Origin of the sequence: Photobacterium kasasachensis, assembly GCF_050336885.1 — a bacterium.
Lineage (GTDB): Bacteria > Pseudomonadota > Gammaproteobacteria > Enterobacterales > Vibrionaceae > Photobacterium > Photobacterium kasasachensis.
On the sequence record NZ_JAKJSH010000005.1, the window covers coordinates 392,641 to 411,735 of the forward strand.

The 19,095-nt window shown below is 46.3% G+C and carries 19 protein-coding genes and 2 pseudogenes; 10 read left to right on the forward strand and 11 right to left on the reverse strand.

The annotated features are described in order from the left end of the window. Positions 1-241 precede the first annotated feature (241 nt). The 7 genes from L4D19_RS06110 to yhfZ all read right to left on the reverse strand — a co-directional run bounded on the left by L4D19_RS06110 (position 242) and on the right by yhfZ (position 6,597). Positions 242-1,453 (reverse strand): phosphopentomutase, encoded by a 1,212-nt coding sequence (locus L4D19_RS06110; RefSeq protein WP_428451688.1) that lies wholly within the window; start codon positions 1,451-1,453, stop codon positions 242-244. Further along, positions 1,446-2,624: a YhfX family PLP-dependent enzyme gene (locus L4D19_RS06115; protein WP_428451689.1), complete on the reverse strand. Its 1,179-nt coding sequence runs from the start codon at positions 2,622-2,624 to the stop codon at positions 1,446-1,448. Before L4D19_RS06115 ends, L4D19_RS06110 begins: the two co-directional genes overlap by 8 nt. A 98-nt stretch (positions 2,625-2,722) precedes the next feature. Then, entirely contained in the window at positions 2,723-4,024 is a 1,302-nt protein-coding gene (locus tag L4D19_RS06120) for a YhfT family protein (protein ID WP_428451690.1), read from the reverse strand. Positions 4,025-4,036: 12 nt separating this feature from the next. Beyond that, positions 4,037-4,396 carry a DUF2620 domain-containing protein gene (locus L4D19_RS06125; protein ID WP_428451691.1) on the reverse strand — a complete coding sequence of 120 codons (360 nt, stop codon included), beginning with the start codon at positions 4,394-4,396 and terminating at the stop codon, positions 4,037-4,039. Positions 4,397-4,412: 16 nt separating this feature from the next. Further along, positions 4,413-5,291, reverse strand: coding sequence for a phosphotriesterase family protein (locus tag L4D19_RS06130; protein WP_428451692.1), 879 nt, complete (start codon positions 5,289-5,291; stop codon positions 4,413-4,415). Further along, positions 5,285-5,662: a hypothetical protein gene (locus L4D19_RS06135; protein ID WP_428451693.1), complete on the reverse strand. Its 378-nt coding sequence runs from the start codon at positions 5,660-5,662 to the stop codon at positions 5,285-5,287. The genes L4D19_RS06130 and L4D19_RS06135 overlap by 7 nt, the downstream gene beginning before the upstream one ends. 38 nt (positions 5,663-5,700) lie before the next feature. Beyond that, complete coding sequence (gene yhfZ, locus L4D19_RS06140; protein ID WP_428451694.1) at positions 5,701-6,597, reverse strand: GntR family transcriptional regulator YhfZ; 897 nt, start codon at positions 6,595-6,597, stop codon at positions 5,701-5,703. Between the two features lie 196 nt (positions 6,598-6,793). Here yhfZ and L4D19_RS06145 point away from each other — a divergent pair, with 196 nt between their 5' ends. After that, positions 6,794-7,273 carry a glutathione peroxidase gene (locus L4D19_RS06145; RefSeq protein ID WP_428451695.1) on the forward strand — a complete coding sequence of 160 codons (480 nt, stop codon included), beginning with the start codon at positions 6,794-6,796 and terminating at the stop codon, positions 7,271-7,273. Between the two features lie 94 nt (positions 7,274-7,367). On the opposite strand, the gene L4D19_RS06150 is transcribed toward L4D19_RS06145, so the two are convergent. Together L4D19_RS06150 and L4D19_RS06155 are read right to left on the reverse strand one after the other, a co-directional pair. After that, on the reverse strand, positions 7,368-9,191 hold the full coding sequence (locus tag L4D19_RS06150; RefSeq protein ID WP_428451696.1) for a hybrid sensor histidine kinase/response regulator: 1,824 nt from the start codon (positions 9,189-9,191) through the stop codon (positions 7,368-7,370). Between the two features lie 77 nt (positions 9,192-9,268). Then, entirely contained in the window at positions 9,269-10,234 is a 966-nt protein-coding gene (locus L4D19_RS06155; protein ID WP_428451697.1) for a CHAD domain-containing protein, read from the reverse strand. Positions 10,235-10,544: 310 nt separating this feature from the next. On the opposite strand from L4D19_RS06155, the gene hppD reads away from it, so the two are divergent. Further along, a complete protein-coding gene (hppD, locus tag L4D19_RS06160) occupies positions 10,545-11,621 on the forward strand; it encodes a 4-hydroxyphenylpyruvate dioxygenase (protein WP_428451698.1) in 1,077 nt (358 codons plus the stop codon). A 91-nt stretch (positions 11,622-11,712) separates the two neighbouring features. On the opposite strand, the gene L4D19_RS06165 is transcribed toward hppD, so the two are convergent. Continuing rightward, complete coding sequence (locus L4D19_RS06165) at positions 11,713-12,612, reverse strand: LysR family transcriptional regulator (protein ID WP_428451699.1); 900 nt, start codon at positions 12,610-12,612, stop codon at positions 11,713-11,715. 103 nt (positions 12,613-12,715) lie between these two features. Here L4D19_RS06165 and L4D19_RS06170 point away from each other — a divergent pair, with 103 nt between their 5' ends. Together L4D19_RS06170 and L4D19_RS06175 are read left to right on the forward strand one after the other, a co-directional pair. Further along, the gene (locus L4D19_RS06170) at positions 12,716-13,024 is read left to right on the forward strand and encodes a monooxygenase (RefSeq protein ID WP_428451700.1); all 309 of its coding nucleotides are present in this window, start codon (positions 12,716-12,718) and stop codon (positions 13,022-13,024) included. 18 nt (positions 13,025-13,042) lie between these two features. Beyond that, a complete protein-coding gene (locus L4D19_RS06175; RefSeq protein ID WP_428451701.1) occupies positions 13,043-13,423 on the forward strand; it encodes a hypothetical protein in 381 nt (126 codons plus the stop codon). Between the two features lie 74 nt (positions 13,424-13,497). Here the strand turns inward: L4D19_RS06175 and L4D19_RS06180 are convergent, their stop codons facing one another. Next, positions 13,498-14,544 (reverse strand): bZIP transcription factor, encoded by a 1,047-nt coding sequence (locus L4D19_RS06180; protein ID WP_428451702.1) that lies wholly within the window; start codon positions 14,542-14,544, stop codon positions 13,498-13,500. A 425-nt stretch (positions 14,545-14,969) separates the two neighbouring features. Here L4D19_RS06180 and L4D19_RS06185 point away from each other — a divergent pair, with 425 nt between their 5' ends. From L4D19_RS06185 to L4D19_RS06210, 6 genes and pseudogenes are all read left to right on the forward strand, one after another. Continuing rightward, positions 14,970-15,425: an acyl-CoA thioesterase gene (locus L4D19_RS06185; protein WP_428451703.1), complete on the forward strand. Its 456-nt coding sequence runs from the start codon at positions 14,970-14,972 to the stop codon at positions 15,423-15,425. A gap of 268 nt (positions 15,426-15,693) precedes the next feature. Further along, positions 15,694-16,347: a hypothetical protein gene (locus tag L4D19_RS06190; protein ID WP_428451704.1), complete on the forward strand. Its 654-nt coding sequence runs from the start codon at positions 15,694-15,696 to the stop codon at positions 16,345-16,347. 9 nt (positions 16,348-16,356) lie between these two features. After that, on the forward strand, positions 16,357-17,055 hold the full coding sequence (locus L4D19_RS06195) for an ABC transporter ATP-binding protein (RefSeq protein WP_075765747.1): 699 nt from the start codon (positions 16,357-16,359) through the stop codon (positions 17,053-17,055). Further along, positions 17,043-17,784 (forward strand): annotated as a pseudogene (locus tag L4D19_RS06200) (ABC transporter permease); the annotation flags it as partial. The gene L4D19_RS06195 and the pseudogene L4D19_RS06200, both read left to right, overlap by 13 nt. Positions 17,785-17,849: 65 nt before the next feature. Continuing rightward, positions 17,850-18,329 (forward strand): annotated as a pseudogene (locus tag L4D19_RS06205) (ABC transporter permease); the annotation flags it as partial. Further along, positions 18,322-19,095: an outer membrane lipoprotein-sorting protein gene (locus L4D19_RS06210; protein WP_428451705.1), complete on the forward strand. Its 774-nt coding sequence runs from the start codon at positions 18,322-18,324 to the stop codon at positions 19,093-19,095. The pseudogene L4D19_RS06205 and the gene L4D19_RS06210, both read left to right, overlap by 8 nt.

Here is a 19,095-nt window from a genome sequence, read left to right on the forward strand (position 1 = left end):
TCTACGTTATTGGGTTATTAGTTGTTATTACACGTTCCACTATTGTTTTTGGCATGTGGATATATATGCCAACTGAACAGCAAAGACGTAGTTTCATTGCATAAGCCTTGTTTATTTAAAGTTTGATGACTATTTACAAATTGATTTTTATGTAATTAACGGTGTTAATATTGACCCCTCGTTATTAATATTAATTTGTTTATATAGTTCAATGTATAGTGATAAATTAGTTTCTAGTTTCCTATATTATGGATTGGCCTGATTCGGGTAATTGTGCTTTAAAGTAGCTTGAAACGCTGGCGCCGATGTCGGCCATTGTTTTTCGTTTACCTAAAGCAACGCCCTGCATCTTTAAGCTATATAGCATTAATGGAACCTGTTCACGGGTGTGCTTGGTGTGACCGATAAAAGGGTCGTTGCCATGATCAGCCATTACCACCAAAAGATCGTTCTGGTCCATTGTCTCTATGACGGCAGCTAATCCGCGATCGGCTTTTTCCAGAATATTCCAATATCTCTTGGGATCTTGTTGATGACCGGAGAGATCGGTTTCTTGAACGTTGGCGCAAAAGAAGCCGCTTTTATCTTTAAGATCATTGATGAGTAACTCGAATACCTGATCAGTATCGACAACAGACGTGTAAGAAGTCCCGGCCTCGTTTTGGACTATATCGGCAACTTTGCCGTACAGGTAGGTGTGAATGCCAACCTTGCTTAGCTGTAAAGGGACCTGAGTATTGGCATCGACACCATACCCCAAGTGAACAACCTGGAACCCATCGTCATAGGCTCCAGAGTCAGGCGAGTTGATCCCGATATACTTTTCGATTCCGAATTCATCTGCTTTGAGTTCGATGGCGTTGAGAATATTGTCCATTGAGGGGACATAACCACCAAAGGCAATATTTCGGCTCACCGCATTGGCAGATCGTACGATTTGACCGATTTCTTTGAGCTCTTCGAAGCTAATTTGGTTGAAGTTTGCGGTCAGGTTGTAAACTTGGCCCAAGTCAGCCTCGATATTATCTCCGATAACAATACTGTTACTGACCATGAGTAGCTGAAGGTGTTTGACGAAGATCCTCTTAACTTGATAACCGGCGAGTTGCAATGCTTGTTCTATATCGTCGATCGATTCACTGAATGGTTTTTCTAACGGGGGTTTGGGCCGGGTACCCATGATTTCCTGGTGCCCCATGAATGTGTCGCAACCGTAGTGGGCTAAGTCCGCTATCCCCCAGTTTGCCTTTGGGTTGGGGGTCATGACTGAGTTTGTTGCGTCTACGATGTTGATCAGTCCCAGCTTTTCCAAAGTAGGTAATTGCTTGAGCGGAAAGTGATTGAGTAGCTTAGCAGCGGTGTTGGCGCCGCAGTCTTGCGGACGAACGGCCGGTACATCAGACATCTCACCGACACCGAAGCCATCTAATACCACAACAATGAATTTAGCCATGATGAACCTCATTTCCTAGTGAATCGTATATGCCAAGCAGCTTGGGGGCTGTAGTAGGAATGCCTTCAACAAGGGCGATATCGCTACGAGTGACGAAAATCTGGGTTCGAAATGCCATAACGACCGGTGTACCGACGGCGCATGCGTAATCAAGTTTCAGGTGGTAATCGATATTCGAATCATCGTCGTTGCTGATAGTGACGAGCTTGTCTTCGGTACGGCTTGACAGCTGTTCTCTGATCAAGCCTTTTTCGAGTTGGCAGCGATGATAGTAGCCGCCGCCAAAGCAGTAGCTATTATTTTCGAACTGGTGAGATACTTCGGTGATATACAGCATGGCAACCTTTTCAGGCTGACTTCCGTTTCTGTTTGATGGCGTCGTCCCTGTCAGGGCATGGCCGGGTTCACCGTGGGTACCTCCAAGTTGCTTGATAAGAGGGATGGTTTCGCAGCTGGTGGAAGAGGGGCAATTGAGTTGCTCCAATTGATAGCCTAGTTCGTCTGCACGTTGTTTTGCTAAACGCAGTGTGTCCATATTCGGGGTTGCCAGCGTGCTGTTTTCCTCCGCATCGTAGAGAAAGCAGGGAAAGTGCGTAAGGCCCATAATATGGATGTTTGGTAATTGGCTGACTTGCGCGATGATCTCGGCGAGTGACTCTAATGGAAACCCTGCCTCCTGATTGACGTAGAGACGGTCTGTCGAGCGATAGAACTTAAGCAGAATGTTTTGATACCGGCCTGCCTGTTGCGCGGCGAGTGATATTTCTTGTGCTTTATCTAATGAGTATACGGTGATGACTTCAGGTTGGATGGTTGAAACAACGAAAGGTACATGATGGCTGGGCGGCTGCACCAAGTGGCCAATATGACCGATTTTCACCCCAGCCTGATGCATTGTCCGAGCTTCTTTGAAATCGACACAGACAATGCCGGCATAGTCGAATTCATCAATCAGTATCTTTGCCAATACGGGGTTGCGACCAAACTGCTTGGTCATGGCGTAAAGGCGGATTCCGTAGTTATCTGCTTGTGCTTTTATCAGCCGGGCATTTTCCCTGAACTGATCAACGTCGATCACGTAGGTATCGGGAAGGATTAAGCCACGTTCTAGCAATGTGATGGCGCTATCAATAAGAGCCGGATTTTGCTGTTTTAGCGCTGTAAGGAACATGAAATTACCTTTTCAAGACGAGGTGAGCCAGTCCCACAAGGGCAATCAAATAATCATGACCATTTGGGGGAGTGAGACTGGCTCTGTTGACCCGGTGGTTAGAGAGCGAACAGTCCCAGAATATAGAGCAGGTTTAAAATGATACCTGTCAGTATGGCCGCCACTGCCGGTGCTGCTATCTTCAGGATTGGCCGTCCCATCACTTCGTTGAGGAAGTATAAAACGGCGAAAATGGTGAAGCCGGTTGTCTCGCCCATTTTCATTACGGCAAGGACACCACCAATTAGCAGCGCAAACTCCATGAGGGTATTCATCGAGTTCCGGATATTGTCGGACGCGTTTCGGATAGAGGGAAAACGCTCGAGAAAGTGGCCGACTTTACGTAGCAACATCACTTCGATACAGATTGTCAGTGCGCCAAGTATGGCTGCGACTGGAATATTGGGTGAAAGGTAGCCCACGACAAAGACGAAGGTCATACCGACTACGCCGTAGACCCCTGTTGCCAGGGCTGTGGTAGCAATTAGCGGAATGAAGCCAAGTCCCCGCATAAATTCAGAAAGTGCGACCTGCTTGATAGCACTATCTTGCTCGAGAGGATCGGCAATCTTGTAGGCGTCGGCCAGGGAGTAAATGGATACCTCCGAGCCTGCGAAGATCCCTGCATTGGTGATAATGGCGATCAATGCCCCTGTAGCTGCCAGCAGCGGCAGGTTTTTTACGATGCGCTTGGTGCGCTCTTCGAACAGGCTATGCATACCGGACATATCTGGCGGGTTAATGCCGTTCTTTTTATCCGTAATATCCTTGTTGATAGCAATACCGACCAGCATCAGCATACCGACAAAGATTTGGATAGACTCGGGATAAATACCGGTATATTTCATCACTAATAGGCGTGATACCAGAATAACGACACCTGCTAACGCCCCGGCTTTCCAGCCGAATTGATAGAAGATGGCTAGCAAAGGGAAAAGAGCAAAGGCAGACATAACGGGTGTACCGAGCTCGCCTAATGCGCCCAGTGCATCGATAGGTAACCCGGTCAGGACGGCATTAACCCCGCTCAGTGAAGTTACCACCAGTATGCCCCATAGACCGCCAGCCAATGCCGCAAGTAGCCTGCTTCCGATCATAACGCCGAGAATATCGGTCGGGAGAAAAAGCAGCCATGGGTTTAGCAGGCCGGTTGACAGGGTAAACGAGATCCCGACAGAAGCAACAAAGCCAATCGACAGGCCGAAAGCGACAGAGCCTGCATCACGGCGGGTCATATGGCCCTCGACCAGTTGCGGCAAGATGGGGCGGATCCCATCATGAAAGACAGAGGCGCTCATGTTGGCAATCAGTGCCGTCATGGCGCAGAGTATGGCGACCAGGCCTAAGTTCATGATATCCATATTCTTGCCCTATCAGTTGTTAGCAAGTGCTGAGACGAGAATGGGGACAGCATGTTCGACGTGTTCGACCGATAAGCCAAAGGCAACTTTTCCTTCGGCGACAAAACGCTGTACTTCATCTTCTTTGGCTCGTATTGCCGGTTTGGCAATGGTGCAGCTCTGGTTAAACCCGATAATGGCTATCGCGATGGAGAGTGCGGCGCCAGCCCCTGTATTACAACAGCCGATATAGTAATCAAGCTCACCGGCTTTCACCTTTAATGCAGCATCCATATCGTTGAGGATGAAGCACTCGAATTGGTCCGGTGCGGCGATTTTGATTTGTTCTTTTATTTGCTCACGTTGAAGGCCAGCAATACCAATCTTTTTCATAGGAATAACCTTGTGTTTAACCAAATAGAGAGTAGGGGGCATGTTTGAGCATGGCGTCGATTTCCTTCTGGCTAATGCCGCTGTTCCGCAGCATTGGAATGAAGGTGTCGACCAGGTAACAAAAACCCAGTCCGCCATTTTGTTTTAAGTGAGAGCGACGGGTGATATCCATGGATAACATCACCCGGTCGAGTAAACCGTATTCGGATAATGCCTTGAGCATTGCTACGCGATTGGCGTCGGGGTAATAGCTGTTTTTGCCAATTGTATCGAACTGGACGAAACAGCCCTGATCAAGCAGCCAGAGAATGTCGTCGAGGTTATCTTTTAAATCACAGTGGCCGATGGTGACTTTTTCCATATCGACGCCGTAGCCCTTGAGCAGTTCAATTTGGTGACGTCCCATGGTGCTCATCGACTGGTGGGTCGAAATTGGTCTGCCTGTTTCATAGTGTGCCATTGCTGCGGCTTTGAAGACTTTTTGTTCGGTATCTGTAAAGTGGTTCTCACTACTGCCAATTTCCCCGATGACGCTGGCCCTGAGGTGGCTACCGTCGATACCGTCGACGATTTCTCTGACCATTTCTTTGCAGATCGTTTGCGCGGATTGCGTGTACAACTGGGTAGGGAAGAAACCATCAATGTAATAGCCTGTTGAAAGAACAACATTAATACCAGTGTCTTTGATTAAATTTTCAATAAAATGAGGATTTCTTCCCATAAAAGAATTTGTCACTTCGATGATGTTATATACGCCGGCGTGGATTAAATCACGCATCTCGTCGCGAAGAAGCTCATATTGGTCGAGTCGGCAGTCGATATCCCCTTTTTGCAAAGAGAGATCAATGTGCAGGTGCTCGTGGCAGTAGGTATAACCGTCGGCGTTGATTAACATGCTTCTTCCTCATATTGACTAGCGCAGAAGAGCGAAAATAAATTGCTGATTAAAAAAGAATTCTCAGCCTCGGGCACTGCTGCAATATCATAAAATGTCAACGTGGCGAGATTGAGTGCTGATATTTGTTCATATGCGTCATCCTGGTAGATTTCGCCGAGGAGTTCAGGATCCAACCCGTCTGAAATAGGCTCCCCGGCAGTGATGCGATCGATAGCCCTTGCCAGATGCGTCATTGCCATCTGGAATTGCTCATTACAAGTGTCGATATTCAGGTGCCCGGAAAGAAACTGTGCCGCTTCGAGTGTCCCTGTATAGGCATGTTGGCTTATAACATCAGCTTGCCTTAGCAAGGCGAGTCGTTCCTTCATAGCAACCTCTTATCTGTTGAGCCATTTACAGGCAGTGCTTAGTAACTAGGGGTAATCATCCCTTTTACGACCTGCTGCTGGTGGTCCAGTAACTCGTGAATATTGATGAGCTTTCGAAGCAGTGCATTGATGTGTGTTGCATCACCGCGTACTAGCATCACAGCATCTGAAGCCAGGTTACATTGTTCGATATGGCCAAGTGATTTTTCTGTCAGGCCATACTTTTTCATGTCGATGGCTTCCGGCAGCCAGACAACAGCATCAATTTCACCGTTAACTAAGTGAGTAAGGCTATCGGCATAATTGATTTCTACAACCTCGACAGGCGAATTTTCAAATGCGAGTTTCGTTAGTACTTTTTGATCCGGTGAGTCGGGGTCAACACCGACACGTTTAATGGCATCATATTCACCTGTTCGATAAATCAACCTATGTTCGTGGGAATAGGAGTTTTTACCAAGGTCGATGGCGGTTACAAAGCCGTCTGAATAGGTTTGTGCAGCCAGCTTGGACATGATTGCAATGTCATAGGTGCCTGCTTTTAAACATTCGGCTCGAACGTCTGCACCTCGCATATGGGCAAAGTACAGCGGCAGGTCGCCAATTTGTTTCTTTAGCCCGCTGGCAAGTCCTTCATAGTGCTTGGTATAGGGTAGCGGCATGGCGCAGACAACATGTAAAAAACCGGCAAGCTTGACCAGTGCCTGATAGTCAAGCCGGGAGATAAATGTGCCATTTCTTCCTTGTTTGGATAACGAGACAGCATCTTGCTTTTCGATGGTGATCAGCGCTTTTTGAATAAAACCGACAGACACACCGATTTCTTCAGATAAAGAGTCTATGGTTCTTAGTCTGTCATTGACTGAGGTTGTCATTAAATACCGGGCAACGTTGATGATCGCCGCGCCTTCTTTACTGATGTACTGTGCTGTCATAATGCTGTTATTTTATCTTCAATATTCTGAAGTTTTAATTTATCAACAGCAGTAATTTATTTATAGTGAGGTAAATTAAATATGCGATCAGGTTCTTAATTTAAAATTAGAATAATAATTCTAATCTGATCTGATAAGTTACTACGTATAAGTGCTAGCATCAGAATGATGGCAAGGTAGCTAATGGAGATTCAAAATGACAACATTTTACGACCTCTCTGCTAATTCGATCCGCGGTGAGCAGATTTCAATGAGTGATTACGCCGGTAAAGTGGTGTTAGTCGTTAATACGGCCAGTGAATGTGGTTTTACCCCTCAGTACCAGGGCCTGCAAGACTTATATGCCAAGTACAAAGACCAGGGGCTGGTTATTTTAGGTTTTCCGTGCAATCAGTTTGGTGGTCAGGAGCCGGGTGGCAACGATGAAATCGCTGAAGCCTGTCAGATTAATTATGGCGTTGATTTTCAGATGTTCGAAAAAGTGGATGTGAATGGCCCGGATAGCCATGAGGTATTCCAATATTTGAAAAAGGCGCTACCTGGTTTACTCGGACAAAAAGTGAAATGGAACTTTACCAAATTCCTGATCAACAGAGACGGCAAGCCCATGAAGCGTTATGCGCCGACCAAAGCGCCGGAGTCGATTGAAGGCGATATTAAAAGAGCCTTGAGCTGATTGTCTTCACAGCTTATGACAGATCTTCGGAAGCCTGAACTTGTCAGGCTTTTTTTATATCTAGCGGGCTGAATTGAATCCTACTTTATGTTCTCTAAAGTTGAATGTTGGAGGCGGCAACGGCTTTGTGCATAGATAAATATAAGTCGTCCATTTTAATTGGTTTGGGAATAACATCTTCAAATCCCTTGTTGAGGTAGTATTTGATATCACTCTCTTGCGCATTTGCTGTTACAGCGAGAATAGGCAGCTCTGGCCTGGATTGTTTAATGTATTGGCATGCGGTCACACCATCCATTACCGGCATCTGAATGTCCATTAAGACCAGTTGAGTATCATTAGAGACTGAATCCAGTGCTTCTTGTCCGTTATTAGTGATTACAGGGGAAATACCAACACTCTTAAGAAGTTTACTTATGATGAACTGATTAACTTTGTTGTCCTCTACCACAAGAACATCTAGGTTTTTTAGTGAATCAAGATAATCAGGTTTACATGTTGTTTCTGGTTTCGATGTCACATCTCTGGGGATAGCTAAGTTAAGCTGCAGAGAGACTTTGGTTCCCATGCTCGGCTCACTTGAAACATGTATTTTTCCACCCATAAGTTCCACAAGCGCTTTAACGATAGACATCCCCAAGCCTGTGCCGCCATAAACACGTGTGATTGAACTGTCACCTTGTTCAAAATCGTTAAATAACTTGGCTTGTGTTGAATGGTCCATCCCGATTCCGGTATCGGTAATTTCTATGAATATCAGTTCCGGGTTAGCATGTTCTTTTACGGTAAGAGAAACGGTTCCGCTGTGAGTAAATTTTACGGCATTGTTGAGCAGGTTAAAGATTATTTGTTTCAGGCGTAATCCATCGCAGAATCGATTTGGGCAGCTTATCTTCTGAGATAAATGGAACTTGATGCCTTTGGCATTGCATTCTTGAGTGTAGATCTGTTGAACAGAAGCGAACAAAGCGCTGAGGTCATAGTCATCTGAATTGAGGGTGTATTTGCTTGATTTTAGTTTGGAGAAGTCTAGGATATCGTCAACTAGCCTTACTAGCATGTCGCTACATGATATTGCATTGTTAACCAGTAATAGCGCCTCTTCGTTTACTTTCTGGGACTTAATCAGTTGTAGGCTGCCATGGATGCCATTGATAGGTGTTTTGAGTTCATGGGAGATTTTTGCCAGTAGTTCAGATTTTGCATTATTTGCTGAGTCCAATTCATAGGCTAACGCTTCGAGTTCTTGCACTTTGTTGTTTAATTCATCAATTTTTGAGCGAATTAAAGCTTCTGTTTTCTTGTTGTAAGAATAGAAGTAGATAAGCAGTGAAAAAAACAAAATGGATAGTAAAAACGCTGAACTGAGTAGCCAGTTTTTGGTTTTGGTAATCTTTTGTAAGATGACTACCTCGTTGTGGTGTATGGCATTTTGTAGTGCTCGGTGTACATACTCTTCGTACTCGGCTTTTAATTCAAAGTACTGATCATTTAATAGTAAAGATTGAGCATCCGTGAAGCGTTGGCTTTTGACTAACTCGATAGCATTCATTTCTATCGCAATGAGCTGGTTATTAGTTTTTGAAGTGGCTTGAATAGCATCTTTTACTGTTGGCTCTAAAGACTGCGCCATTTCTAATGCGTTATCTAAACTATTTGTCGTGTGCAAATAGCGTTTTTCCCAAGAAGGATTTTGGGTGAATGCGTACATGCGGGCAGACATGGTTAACACTTCGTCAAAGTAAATAATATCTTGCGTTGCTTGCTTAATTGCTAAGAGGTTCTTGTCTAAGGCATTTCTCTCTTGCAGGTTATTGACTAAAAACGGGATGAGTAAGATAACGCTAAACCCCAAGATGCATATCAAGGTAATGATATAGACTTTTAGTTTTTTCACCTTGTTCAGGTCTTGTGGCATGGTTTGCACCCAGTAGCAATTCAATCGATTTCATTTGCGAGTATAGTTCAACAATATGAATTATCACGAAAAAATAGCTACTTCTTAGGAGAGTAGATTTTATAGCTTTCAACGTTATCGGGCTGTGTAAACAATGCGATTTTGGTAATAACTTGTTGTTTTGATTCGATATGGTGTCGCTTAGTTATCTCTTTGAGTTGGGTGACTGCCTTATAACGGTGGGTGCTTGTTTTCTTACCAAGTAGGTAGTGTTCAAAAAACTGTATCTGTACCGAAGAGTCATTGAACTCACCGAGTTCATCTTGCAGTTGCTTCAAACTCTTTATCTGCTTTTTACGGACTTTAGGCGGCAGGATAGGGGAGAAGTACTCGAGTAGATACCTGAGCTTCTTGCTGCGAATTCTTAGTCGATGTATTGCATTGTCAGTACTATTGCTATCGAGTTGATTGCAGAGTGACAGTGTTCCCTGAAAGTGGCGCCAAATGACCAGATGGCCAAACTCCCGGCTATTGATATGTCCTTTTTCTGTTTGGGTACTCTCCATCTCGGCCAGTAAGCCTTGAATGAGGGTACATTGCTGTTCATAGTTGTCTGTTTTTAGCCATTTCTTTAGTTCCTTGAAAGCTTTTTGCCGTTCGTCTTGCAGCTCGTCGATAAACCGGATCAGTCCCTGGTGGTGAGAGTGGTCCAGGCAGACAAAATACTCATCCATCTTGAACAGAAAGACATCGAGATCCCTCAGCAGATTGGTCTTTTGCATCATGGTTTTGAGTTCATTGTTGAGCATGGCTTTTGGGCGGGGCTCGAACAAGGCCTTGAGCAAGCTGATCAGCGTCCTGCATCGGCGAAGTGCTACTCGGTATTGGTGAAGAAACTCGATATCATCGTCACGGATAATACCTTTTTCATGCCGTAATGCATGGAGATATTCATTATTGAGAAAATGGAAAGTGGGTAGGTATATTTCGGCTGAGGCCGATAGCTTTATTTTAGGGTTAACTCTTTTGGGTAGTTTTAGCTGGTCTCTCTTATTAACGTTCATTCCTTCACCTCTTTAACAAAGCTTAGTAGTTGTTGCTGAGGAATGGCGTAAAGCTTTCGAAACTGCTAGCTGGGTTGCAAAAAATATAAATAATCTTGTTACCACTATTAGCTGGCAACTTTTTATTCTTTACCTTGCTCAAGACTTAAGTTGCATATTGTCAATCTGAGTTTACGAAATTGATTTACATTTGTGTAACATCTTTTGCCCGGGAAATGTCTCATCATTTCGTTAGAAATGCTAATCCTATTAGTAAGCGCCGGATCTCCTGAAACACGGCAGCTGAAGACATACAGTGAGGATAATACGGATGAGCAAGATGATTGATAATCCAATGGGCACGGACGGCTTTGAATTTGTGGAATACACAGCTCCGACCCCAGAGGGTATCGCAAATTTGAAAAACCTCTTTCGCTTAATGGGGTTTGCAGAGGTCGCCAAGCACAAGCACAAGTCGGTGTGGTTGTATAGACAGGGCGATATTAATTTTATTGTTAATGGTGAGGCTCATTCTCAGGCATCAGGTTTTGCTGGTATACACGGTGCCAGTGTGAATGCCATGGCGTTTCGCGTGGCTGACTCTACTCAGGCACTTGCCTATGCGGTTGAAAAAGGGGCGACGGCGTGTGCGCCTCAGGCGGGGCCGATGGAGCTGAACATACCTGCTATCTATGGTATCGGTGAATCCCTGATTTACCTGGTTGATCGCTATGGCGAGCATGATATATACGAAATTGATTTTGACTACTATCCGGATTACAAAGAACGGATGGCGGCATTGGATGCTGGGCTGGAATATATCGATCATCTTACCCATAACGTTAAGCGCGGTAATATGGATTTGTGGGCAAGTTTCTATGAAAAAATTGCCAACTTCCGTGAAATACGCCACTTCGATATCAAAGGTAAAATGACCGGTTTGCTCTCGCGGGCTATGACGGCACCGTGTGGCAAAATCCGGATCCCAATTAATGAGTCAAGTGATGACAAGTCCCAGATTGCCGAGTATCTGGACCAATACAATGGTGAAGGCATTCAGCATATTGCCCTGAGTACCGAAAATATTCTGGCGACAGTCGAAAAGCTCAAGCAGGGTGGGCTGGGGTTCATGGATACGCCTGATACCTATTACGAGGGCATTAACAAGCGTGTTCCCGGTCACCATGAAGATGTGGCCAAGCTGAATGAGCTAAAGGTTCTGATTGATGGTGATGAGACCGGTATCTTGCTGCAAATATTCACCGATACCGTGATAGGACCTGTCTTCTTTGAAATTATTCAGCGTAAAGGGAATGAGGGCTTTGGTGAAGGTAACTTCCAGGCACTGTTTGAGTCTATTGAACTGGACCAGATCCGTCGCGGTGTGTTGGATGCCACCGATAAGTAATGTCAGTTGAGATTAACTGTTTCGTTGGGCAGGCGGATAGCAATCCTCCTGCCCAATGTGTTTTTGGAAATAGCGTTATTAGCCAACCCGATTAGCTGCCAAGACGCTTTGAAGCGTGGGCGAGCAGAAGATCGTACAGATCGCGAGCGGCCGGTCCGGTTTTGGCACCTTTGGGCTGGGTAATATGCAGCGGTACCTGGTAGCGCTGTGCTCCTTCAATTGACAGCTTCACGATATCATCACAATTCATCTCGTTGATCATATGCTCAGGCAGACGGCAAAACCCCAAACCGCTGACAACAGCGCTCCAGGCATGGTCAAAATTATCTACAGTTATGCGCTGCTGGGATTTAAGCCAACCAACGTTTTGTTTTTCCTGCTTCGGCTCAGCACCCAGATCGCGGATGACGATCTGGGTTTCGGTCGTCATGTCACCGAAACAAAGATTGTCCTTTTGTGCCAGTGGATGTTTTTTGGCTGCAACGGGCACCATAGTAACGACACCGAAGGCATCTGCCGGATAATTGATAACTGGAAGATTGATAATAGCCACGTCGGATTTCTCTGAGGCCACAGCGTCGGTGGTACCTGAAAGGGACGTTTCAATCACTTGAACCGAGGTATTTTTGTTTTGTGCGAAAAATTCGGATAAGGGCTGATATAGCCATTCCCTACAGCATAAATGATCGATTGATACTGTGATTTCAGACTCTACCCCCATGGATAACTGGCTACTGATTAGTTCAAGATCACGGGCCTGTTCAAGCATGGAGGTTGCTCTGCGAAGTAAAGACTGGCCATCGTCAGTCAGTACTGCTCGTCGTCCTTTTACCTGAACGAGTGAAATATCCAGTTGCTCTTCGAGTTTTCTGATCGCGTAGATCAGCGTGGTATGGCTCTTGTTTAGCTGGGTTGCAGCCGCCTGAATACTCCCCGAGCGATTGATTTCATGCAAGGTGAGCCATTGTTCTAAGGTGGTTTTAAGTCTCATTGGTCGATTTTATACACATTAAATACAGATATTTTGAACTTTTCTGTTCAATTTTTGCTGATTATGATTATTGCACATACCGAAGAGAGTGGAGTAATAAATTATGCGTAAGTTGCTACAGGTCGATTTTAATTTTCAGGGTCCTTTTGGTGAGGAGATGTCAGCACTGCTGAAAGAGTTGGCAGAATCGATTAATCAAGAGCCGGGACTGATTTGGAAAATCTGGACCGAGAATGCCCAGACTCAGCAAGGGGGAGGCGTTTATTTATTCGAGGATGAGCAGAGTGCCCTCGCTTATCTGGAGATGCATACGGCGCGATTGCAGAAAATGGGTATTACCGACGTGAGAGGCATTGTGTTCGATATCAACGAGCCTCTGTCTCAGATTAACAAAGGCCCGATTAACCACTAATGTCTTAGGAACAATGAGATGAACAGTAAAACATTCCTGACGGTACATGCTGCAATTTATGGTGTTTTTGCACTGGCTTTGTTTTTTGTACCCGCTTTGATGTGGCCGATGTACGGCGTTGAACTCAATGATCAATACGCACTTTTTCTGTCGCAGCATAATAGTATTTTCCTGGGTGGAATCGCAGCGATTAGTTTTTTGCTTCGTGAGATTGAGCAGGGCTTAGTGGCGAAAAAGTTGTTTATGGGCTTGTTGGTTACCAACCTGCTAGGTGTCGTGATTACCTTGTATGCGTGTTTTACTGGCGTTTTTGTTGGATTTGGCTGGAGTGATCCTGCGTTTTTTGCTCTGCTGTCTTTCCTAAGCTATGCACAGTACAAGAAAGTACAACTTGGCTGATACGTTAATCATCATACTCATATAACAAAGCCCGCAGTATTGCTACTGCGGGCTTTGGACGTTGCGGAGAAGGGTTAGCTTTCTGTTACACCATGCCATTGGTAATGGTTATTGGGCTTTTTGCTCACAATCCCTTCCTCAAGTAGTTGCTTGAAGATGTCATCCACCTCCTCGCTGTTGATCTTAAGAAACCGGGTGACAGCTCGCTTGGTGCAGTTAACCTGGTTAGAGCTCAAGGCTTCAATTGCTTTCTCATAAGGGCTCTTGGGTAGTTCTGGTTCGATTTCCTGTACTGCAGTAGACTCGGCTTTATTACTGGTTTCTATTGTATTGGTAAGCAGCTCTGGCTCTTTGGGCTCAGCTGCTTCGAACGCATCGATAGTGATAGGGTTGATGCGGCGGAATTGGTTCCTGAAACGCAGCTCTTCACCAATTAAACCGACAAAGAAAGCCGCGAAGAAATCCAATAGCACAGACAGGAAGATGACCAAACCTAATTGTGCTGTTTGCGTTTGTACATTGAGCGACTTAGCCAAACTGTCGATAAGGCCTATGACCGATCCCTGATTGACTACCGGCAGGCTGTCTCGCTCTGATGCCAGTGCCTGTTGCTGGCGGCGCAGTTGCTCATTCTCTTTCTGGATCCGGGCGACACCCGTTGCGATTCGCTCCATCTGGATATATTTTTCGGCAGCAATATTGTTGAGCTCGATTTGTTTCTCAATCGCGTCAATTTGCATGTTGTAGGTGCTGATCTTGCTCTGCTGAACATTGACATGCCCTTGCGCCTTGTTGGTGGCGCTGTTGATACCACCGACCGAGCCGCCGATAGAAATAGCAGCAAGGACAGCATAGAAGGCAAAAGCCGAGAAGGCGCCGGTATAGTTGCGGCGGGCACGGCGTTCCCCAAATTCATACCAGGCAAAGAATTTTCCCAGTTCGAAGATAACCGCGAGGCCGCCAAACAGTAGCTGCATCACTGGATCTTCATCGATGGAGAGGAAAAGAAGCAGCGAAAAGATGATGGAAGCAAAAATGGATGCGCCGGTGAAACTGTATACCGTCCACATCGCGAACGTTCCTTTCGGGAACCGTACCGGTAGATTGTCGTTGTAAAGCATATAACAGTGTCTTCAACTATGAGCGCTATTGCTCATGTTTAACCCGTCGGTTTTAGCCGCAGGGCAATAAAAAAAGGTGGCTAAGCATACCCTAAAACAAGGTGTTAGCCCTTATAAAATAAGGCCTCCACAGGTTTTACGACGGAATTTTACACTGAGCTTTCATAACTGAAGAAAAGTTCGCCAACTGTTGGTTGTGGGGAATGACTAATACGTCATCTTAGTGCTACTAAGACCTGTTAGTCTGAAGTGATCACTTGTCGGCAAGGTTTGAATACAGTGGTGCAATCAAGATGATGTATATCAAAATGTTGCTATGTTGTTGTTGCGAGGTTAGATTAAAAGCTCTATAGCCGAGTTCCAGTGCTCTGAGTGTGTGCAGTATCGGGCGGGACGGCATCATAATCACAAGGCAAGGAGCATGTATGAAAGACCTATTGAAAGGGTACCCAGTGATCACTGAAATTCCTGTGGCGTGGGGAGAGATGGATGCACTTAACCATGTAAATAACGTCGTGTATTTCCGCTATCTCGAAACCGCTCGCATTGAGTACTTCCGAGAGGTCGCCCTAATGGAAGAGATACAACATACAGGTATCGGTCCGGTGCTGGGTGAAACCAGCTGCCGCTACAAATTGCCGGTAACGTACCCGGACACACTGTATGTTGGAAGCCGGGTTTCCGAGCTTAAGGAAGATCGGTTCACCATGGAATATGAGATTGTCAGCAAGAAACTCGGGGCGGTAACGACGTCAGGGACAGCGAAAGTGGTCATGTTCAATTTCAAAACTAACAACAAAGCCATCTTGTCGCCTTCGCTTATTGAGGCGATAGAAGGGATTGAGTCGCGCGTTTCAGTCGAACAGGTAACGGTCGACTAATTCTCGCTGAAACAATGACCTTGAGACAGTTCGGGTATCTATGCGGCAGCTCTTCTGCCGCTTTGAACGCTTATCGACATCTAACCATTTCTTTCTTCAATCTTTTTCTTTGTCCTTTATACCCCTTTTTCTTTCTCTCTATAGCGTGACAGTTCGGTCGCGTTTTACTTCGTTTCGCTCTCTGGTTTTGCAATTTGTCGCATTGATACACGCCGTTTAATCCCCGTGTTTACTATCGAGACAAATATCAACGTAAATGGAGAGACACATGATTCAGATGATTGCCAAAAAGTTACGGGTGGTGTTAGTCAGCACTTTGTTATTGATACCGAGCTTTGTCCAGGCAAGTGAAATCGAAGCCATTATCAATCTGTACAATCAGGCTGCTTCAGGGGATGAAGCTAAAGTCGAAACGGTATACCAGCAACTTGAGAACCTGATTGAGGCTGAAGGGCCACAGCCGCTGACAATGGTCTATTTAGGCGGCACTGAAACACTAAAAGGTCGTGATGCCTGGATGCCCTGGAACAAAATGAAATATGTCGAGCAGGGACTGGCCAAGATTGATAAGGGCCTGGACATGCTCGATGCCAATCCGCTTTCTCTTGCCGAACAGCGGGTGATCTCTGGTATTCATGAGTACTATCTGGCACAGGCTATCTCGGCCTCAACATTCACTCTGTTACCTGACATGTTTAACTATTTCGAGCGTGGTTACGACATTTACCTTTCTTTGCTGGAGCAGCCGGAATTTGCAAAGGAACCCTTTGCAGCGACAGCCTGGATATATGGCTTTGCTGTGCAGGCGGCAATTCGGGCAGAAGATATGCCACAGGCGAGAAGCTGGCTTGCGCAAATGCAGCAACAGGACGCCAATCATCCGCAAACGCTTAGGGCTATTGATTTGGTCAATCAGGGCTGAGGGGGAAACATGATCCAGTTCTCTGGAATACGTAAGCAATATTGGTTGGGCAATCAAGAGGTGTGCGCACTAAACGGTGTGTCAGGAGTGATTGATAACGGTGAGATGGTGGCGCTCTGCGGGCCTTCGGGCTCGGGAAAAAGCACCCTGCTTAATATCCTTGGTTTGCTGGATAGAGACTATCAGGGGGAAGTGTTGTTCGGGGAAACCACGTCAGCCTTGCAACCGGCACCGCAATCGTCTGCTGATGCAGCGAGATTTCGCCGGAGCCAGCTTGGGTTTGTTTTTCAGCGGTTCAACCTTGTTCCTGTAATGACAGCGCTGGAAAACGTCGCCTACCCATTGCATCTCAATGGATGTTCGAAACAAGAGCAGCAACAGAAAGCAACTGAGATGCTTGAACGAGTCGGGCTGGGGAAGTGGCTTCATCATCGCCCTGACCACTTATCGGGCGGCCAACAACAACGTGTTGCCATTGCCCGCGCATTGGTGCATCGACCGAGTTTGGTGATAGCTGATGAACCTACCGCCAGTCTTGATAGCCAGACAGCCAATGCTGTGGTTGAGATCATGAAAGATCTCGGCCATGAAATAGGAACGACGTTTATTGTCGCGACCCATGATCCGCGGATGGCTGAGCGCTGTGATCGTCGGATTGAGTTATTAGACGGATATATCCAGCAGGAGGCAATGCGATGGGTAAGCTAACTGTCAGTATGCTGGCTGAAAAAGTGGTGCCTTACCACTTCAAGCTGGCGTGGCTTAATTTGCAGCGAAATAGTCGGCGTAGCCTGCTTTCCGTGATGATCATTGCGATCACTGTGTTTGCGATGACGGCGGCTGGTGGCTTTGGCCTGTATACCTATCAATCATTGCAGGAATCTACTGCCCGCGATGTCGGCCATATAACCTTAAGTGTGCCGGGCTATTTCGAAAAAGACGAAGAGATGCCGTTGAGCAACGGCCTGAACCATTCGCAGACTCTGATCAGCGCGTTACTGAAACACGACACTGTACGTGCCGTTCAGCCCCGGATCTATTTTACCGGGCTGGTGTCTAACGGCAGCAAGTCCGCCATTTTCACCGGAACAGGGGTGAATGATCGTGAGTTTAGCCTCAAAGGCCCGTTCCTAACGATGAGGGAAGGTAAAACGCTCTCTGATGTTACTTCGAGTCGCTATGATCCGGCTGAGCCCGAAGTTATGTTGGGTACCGATTTGGCTAACAATATGAATGTCGGAGTCGGAGACTGGATAACCCTGCTGGCCACAACCAGTGAAGGGGCGTTAAATGCTTATGACTTCAAGGTGCGTGGCCTTTATTCGACGGGCGTTCCTGAGCTAGACAAACGCCAGCTCTATATTCACATCCAGTCAGCACAAGAACTACTGCTGTCCGATAAAGTCAGTACCTTGTCTGTCTTTCTGAATGATACCGCTCAAACCGATGCGATGATGCCGCTTATCGACAGTCAACTCAACTTAATGGTCGAAGGGCAGGGCATTGCGCTGACGCCATGGCAAGACCGGGCATTTTTCTACAACAACGTAAAAAATCTCTATGACCTTATCTTCGGCATGATGGGATTGGTAATGGGGCTAGTCGTATTTGTCTCCCTGTTTAATACCATGACGATGTCGGTAACAGAACGCACTCGCGAGATCGGTACATTGTCGGCACTAGGCAGTTTTCGCGGTGAAATTATCAGAGGATTTTTACGCGAGTCCGGTTTGCTGGCCGTTATTGGTGCCGGGACCGGTGCTCTGATGAGCGCAGCTCTGAGCCTGTTTTTGATGCTGGTTGAAGTCAATATGCCACCGCCTCCCGGTTACAGCGAGGGCTATCCGCTACAGGTTTATTTCTCACTGGAATTGGTGCTATACGCCACGAGCGGTGTACTTGTCATTTGCCTGGTTGCAGCATTTTTCTCAGCCCGTAAAGGGGTCAACAAACCAATTACAGAGGCTTTGTCATATGTGTAATGTGTCTAATTTCAAGCAAGCGGTTGGCTTTTTGATCAGCATTTTGGCTTTTAATGTCAGTGCCCAGCCTGAACAAAGTGTTGAGGAAATCTTGCAGCGGGCTGATCAGTACCGGTTGGATAGTGCGGCAGCCAAAGTGGTGTCTGAGGTACAGCTGTATGAAAACGATGAGCTGGAGAAAACGCGCCATTATACCGTCTATACCCGTCCCGAACGTGAATCGCTGGTGGTGTTTAAGTCGAAAGTTGAAGCAGGACAAAAAATGCTGATGTTGGGAGATAACTATTGGTTGTTGATGCCAAAAAGCCGCCGCCCTATCAGGATCACCCCCATGCAGAAACTGCTGGGCGAAGCATCAGTCGGTGATATCTCGACTTTAACCTGGAGTGCCGACTATCAGGGTAAATGGGTCCAGTCTTTAGAGCTGAAACTCCCGATGTCCGAGAGTGTAATGGTCAACCAACTGGAGCTGACAGCCAAAACCTCGGGCGCCAGTTATCAGCGTATTGAACTGTGGCTCGAAAAGGGGAGTGATTTTCCCATCCGGGCAACCATGTATCTTCGGTCAGGTAAGTTGGCAAAAGAGGCCTGGTTTACCAAAGGGGAGCGAAATGCCCGTACCAGTGTGGTGGCGATGACACTGCACGACCGAATTCAGCCAAGTAAAAAGACAGTCATCAACTATCAGGAGATCTCTCCTGTGGCCTTGGAGGCGAAGTATTACAATCCGGCTTATTTGTCTCGAAATACTGTGTCGGGGCTATAA

Excerpts from the sequence above, each read along its gene's own strand:
- L4D19_RS06110 (WP_428451688.1), bottom strand. The coding sequence starts at position 1,453 with ATGGCTAAATTCATTGTTGTGGTATTAGATGGCTTCGGTGTCGGTGAG.
- L4D19_RS06115 (WP_428451689.1), bottom strand. The coding sequence starts at position 2,624 with ATGTTCCTTACAGCGCTAAAACAGCAAAATCCGGCTCTTATTGATAGC.
- L4D19_RS06120 (WP_428451690.1), bottom strand. The coding sequence starts at position 4,024 with ATGGATATCATGAACTTAGGCCTGGTCGCCATACTCTGCGCCATGACG.
- L4D19_RS06125 (WP_428451691.1), bottom strand. The coding sequence starts at position 4,396 with ATGAAAAAGATTGGTATTGCTGGCCTTCAACGTGAGCAAATAAAAGAA.
- L4D19_RS06130 (WP_428451692.1), bottom strand. The coding sequence starts at position 5,291 with ATGTTAATCAACGCCGACGGTTATACCTACTGCCACGAGCACCTGCAC.
- L4D19_RS06135 (WP_428451693.1), bottom strand. The coding sequence starts at position 5,662 with ATGAAGGAACGACTCGCCTTGCTAAGGCAAGCTGATGTTATAAGCCAA.
- yhfZ (WP_428451694.1), bottom strand. The coding sequence starts at position 6,597 with ATGACAGCACAGTACATCAGTAAAGAAGGCGCGGCGATCATCAACGTT.
- L4D19_RS06145 (WP_428451695.1), top strand. The coding sequence starts at position 6,794 with ATGACAACATTTTACGACCTCTCTGCTAATTCGATCCGCGGTGAGCAG.
- L4D19_RS06150 (WP_428451696.1), bottom strand. The coding sequence starts at position 9,191 with ATGCCACAAGACCTGAACAAGGTGAAAAAACTAAAAGTCTATATCATT.
- L4D19_RS06155 (WP_428451697.1), bottom strand. The coding sequence starts at position 10,234 with ATGAACGTTAATAAGAGAGACCAGCTAAAACTACCCAAAAGAGTTAAC.
- hppD (WP_428451698.1), top strand. The coding sequence starts at position 10,545 with ATGAGCAAGATGATTGATAATCCAATGGGCACGGACGGCTTTGAATTT.
- L4D19_RS06165 (WP_428451699.1), bottom strand. The coding sequence starts at position 12,612 with ATGAGACTTAAAACCACCTTAGAACAATGGCTCACCTTGCATGAAATC.
- L4D19_RS06170 (WP_428451700.1), top strand. The coding sequence starts at position 12,716 with ATGCGTAAGTTGCTACAGGTCGATTTTAATTTTCAGGGTCCTTTTGGT.
- L4D19_RS06175 (WP_428451701.1), top strand. The coding sequence starts at position 13,043 with ATGAACAGTAAAACATTCCTGACGGTACATGCTGCAATTTATGGTGTT.
- L4D19_RS06180 (WP_428451702.1), bottom strand. The coding sequence starts at position 14,544 with ATGCTTTACAACGACAATCTACCGGTACGGTTCCCGAAAGGAACGTTC.
- L4D19_RS06185 (WP_428451703.1), top strand. The coding sequence starts at position 14,970 with ATGAAAGACCTATTGAAAGGGTACCCAGTGATCACTGAAATTCCTGTG.
- L4D19_RS06190 (WP_428451704.1), top strand. The coding sequence starts at position 15,694 with ATGATTCAGATGATTGCCAAAAAGTTACGGGTGGTGTTAGTCAGCACT.
- L4D19_RS06195 (WP_075765747.1), top strand. The coding sequence starts at position 16,357 with ATGATCCAGTTCTCTGGAATACGTAAGCAATATTGGTTGGGCAATCAA.
- L4D19_RS06210 (WP_428451705.1), top strand. The coding sequence starts at position 18,322 with ATGTGTAATGTGTCTAATTTCAAGCAAGCGGTTGGCTTTTTGATCAGC.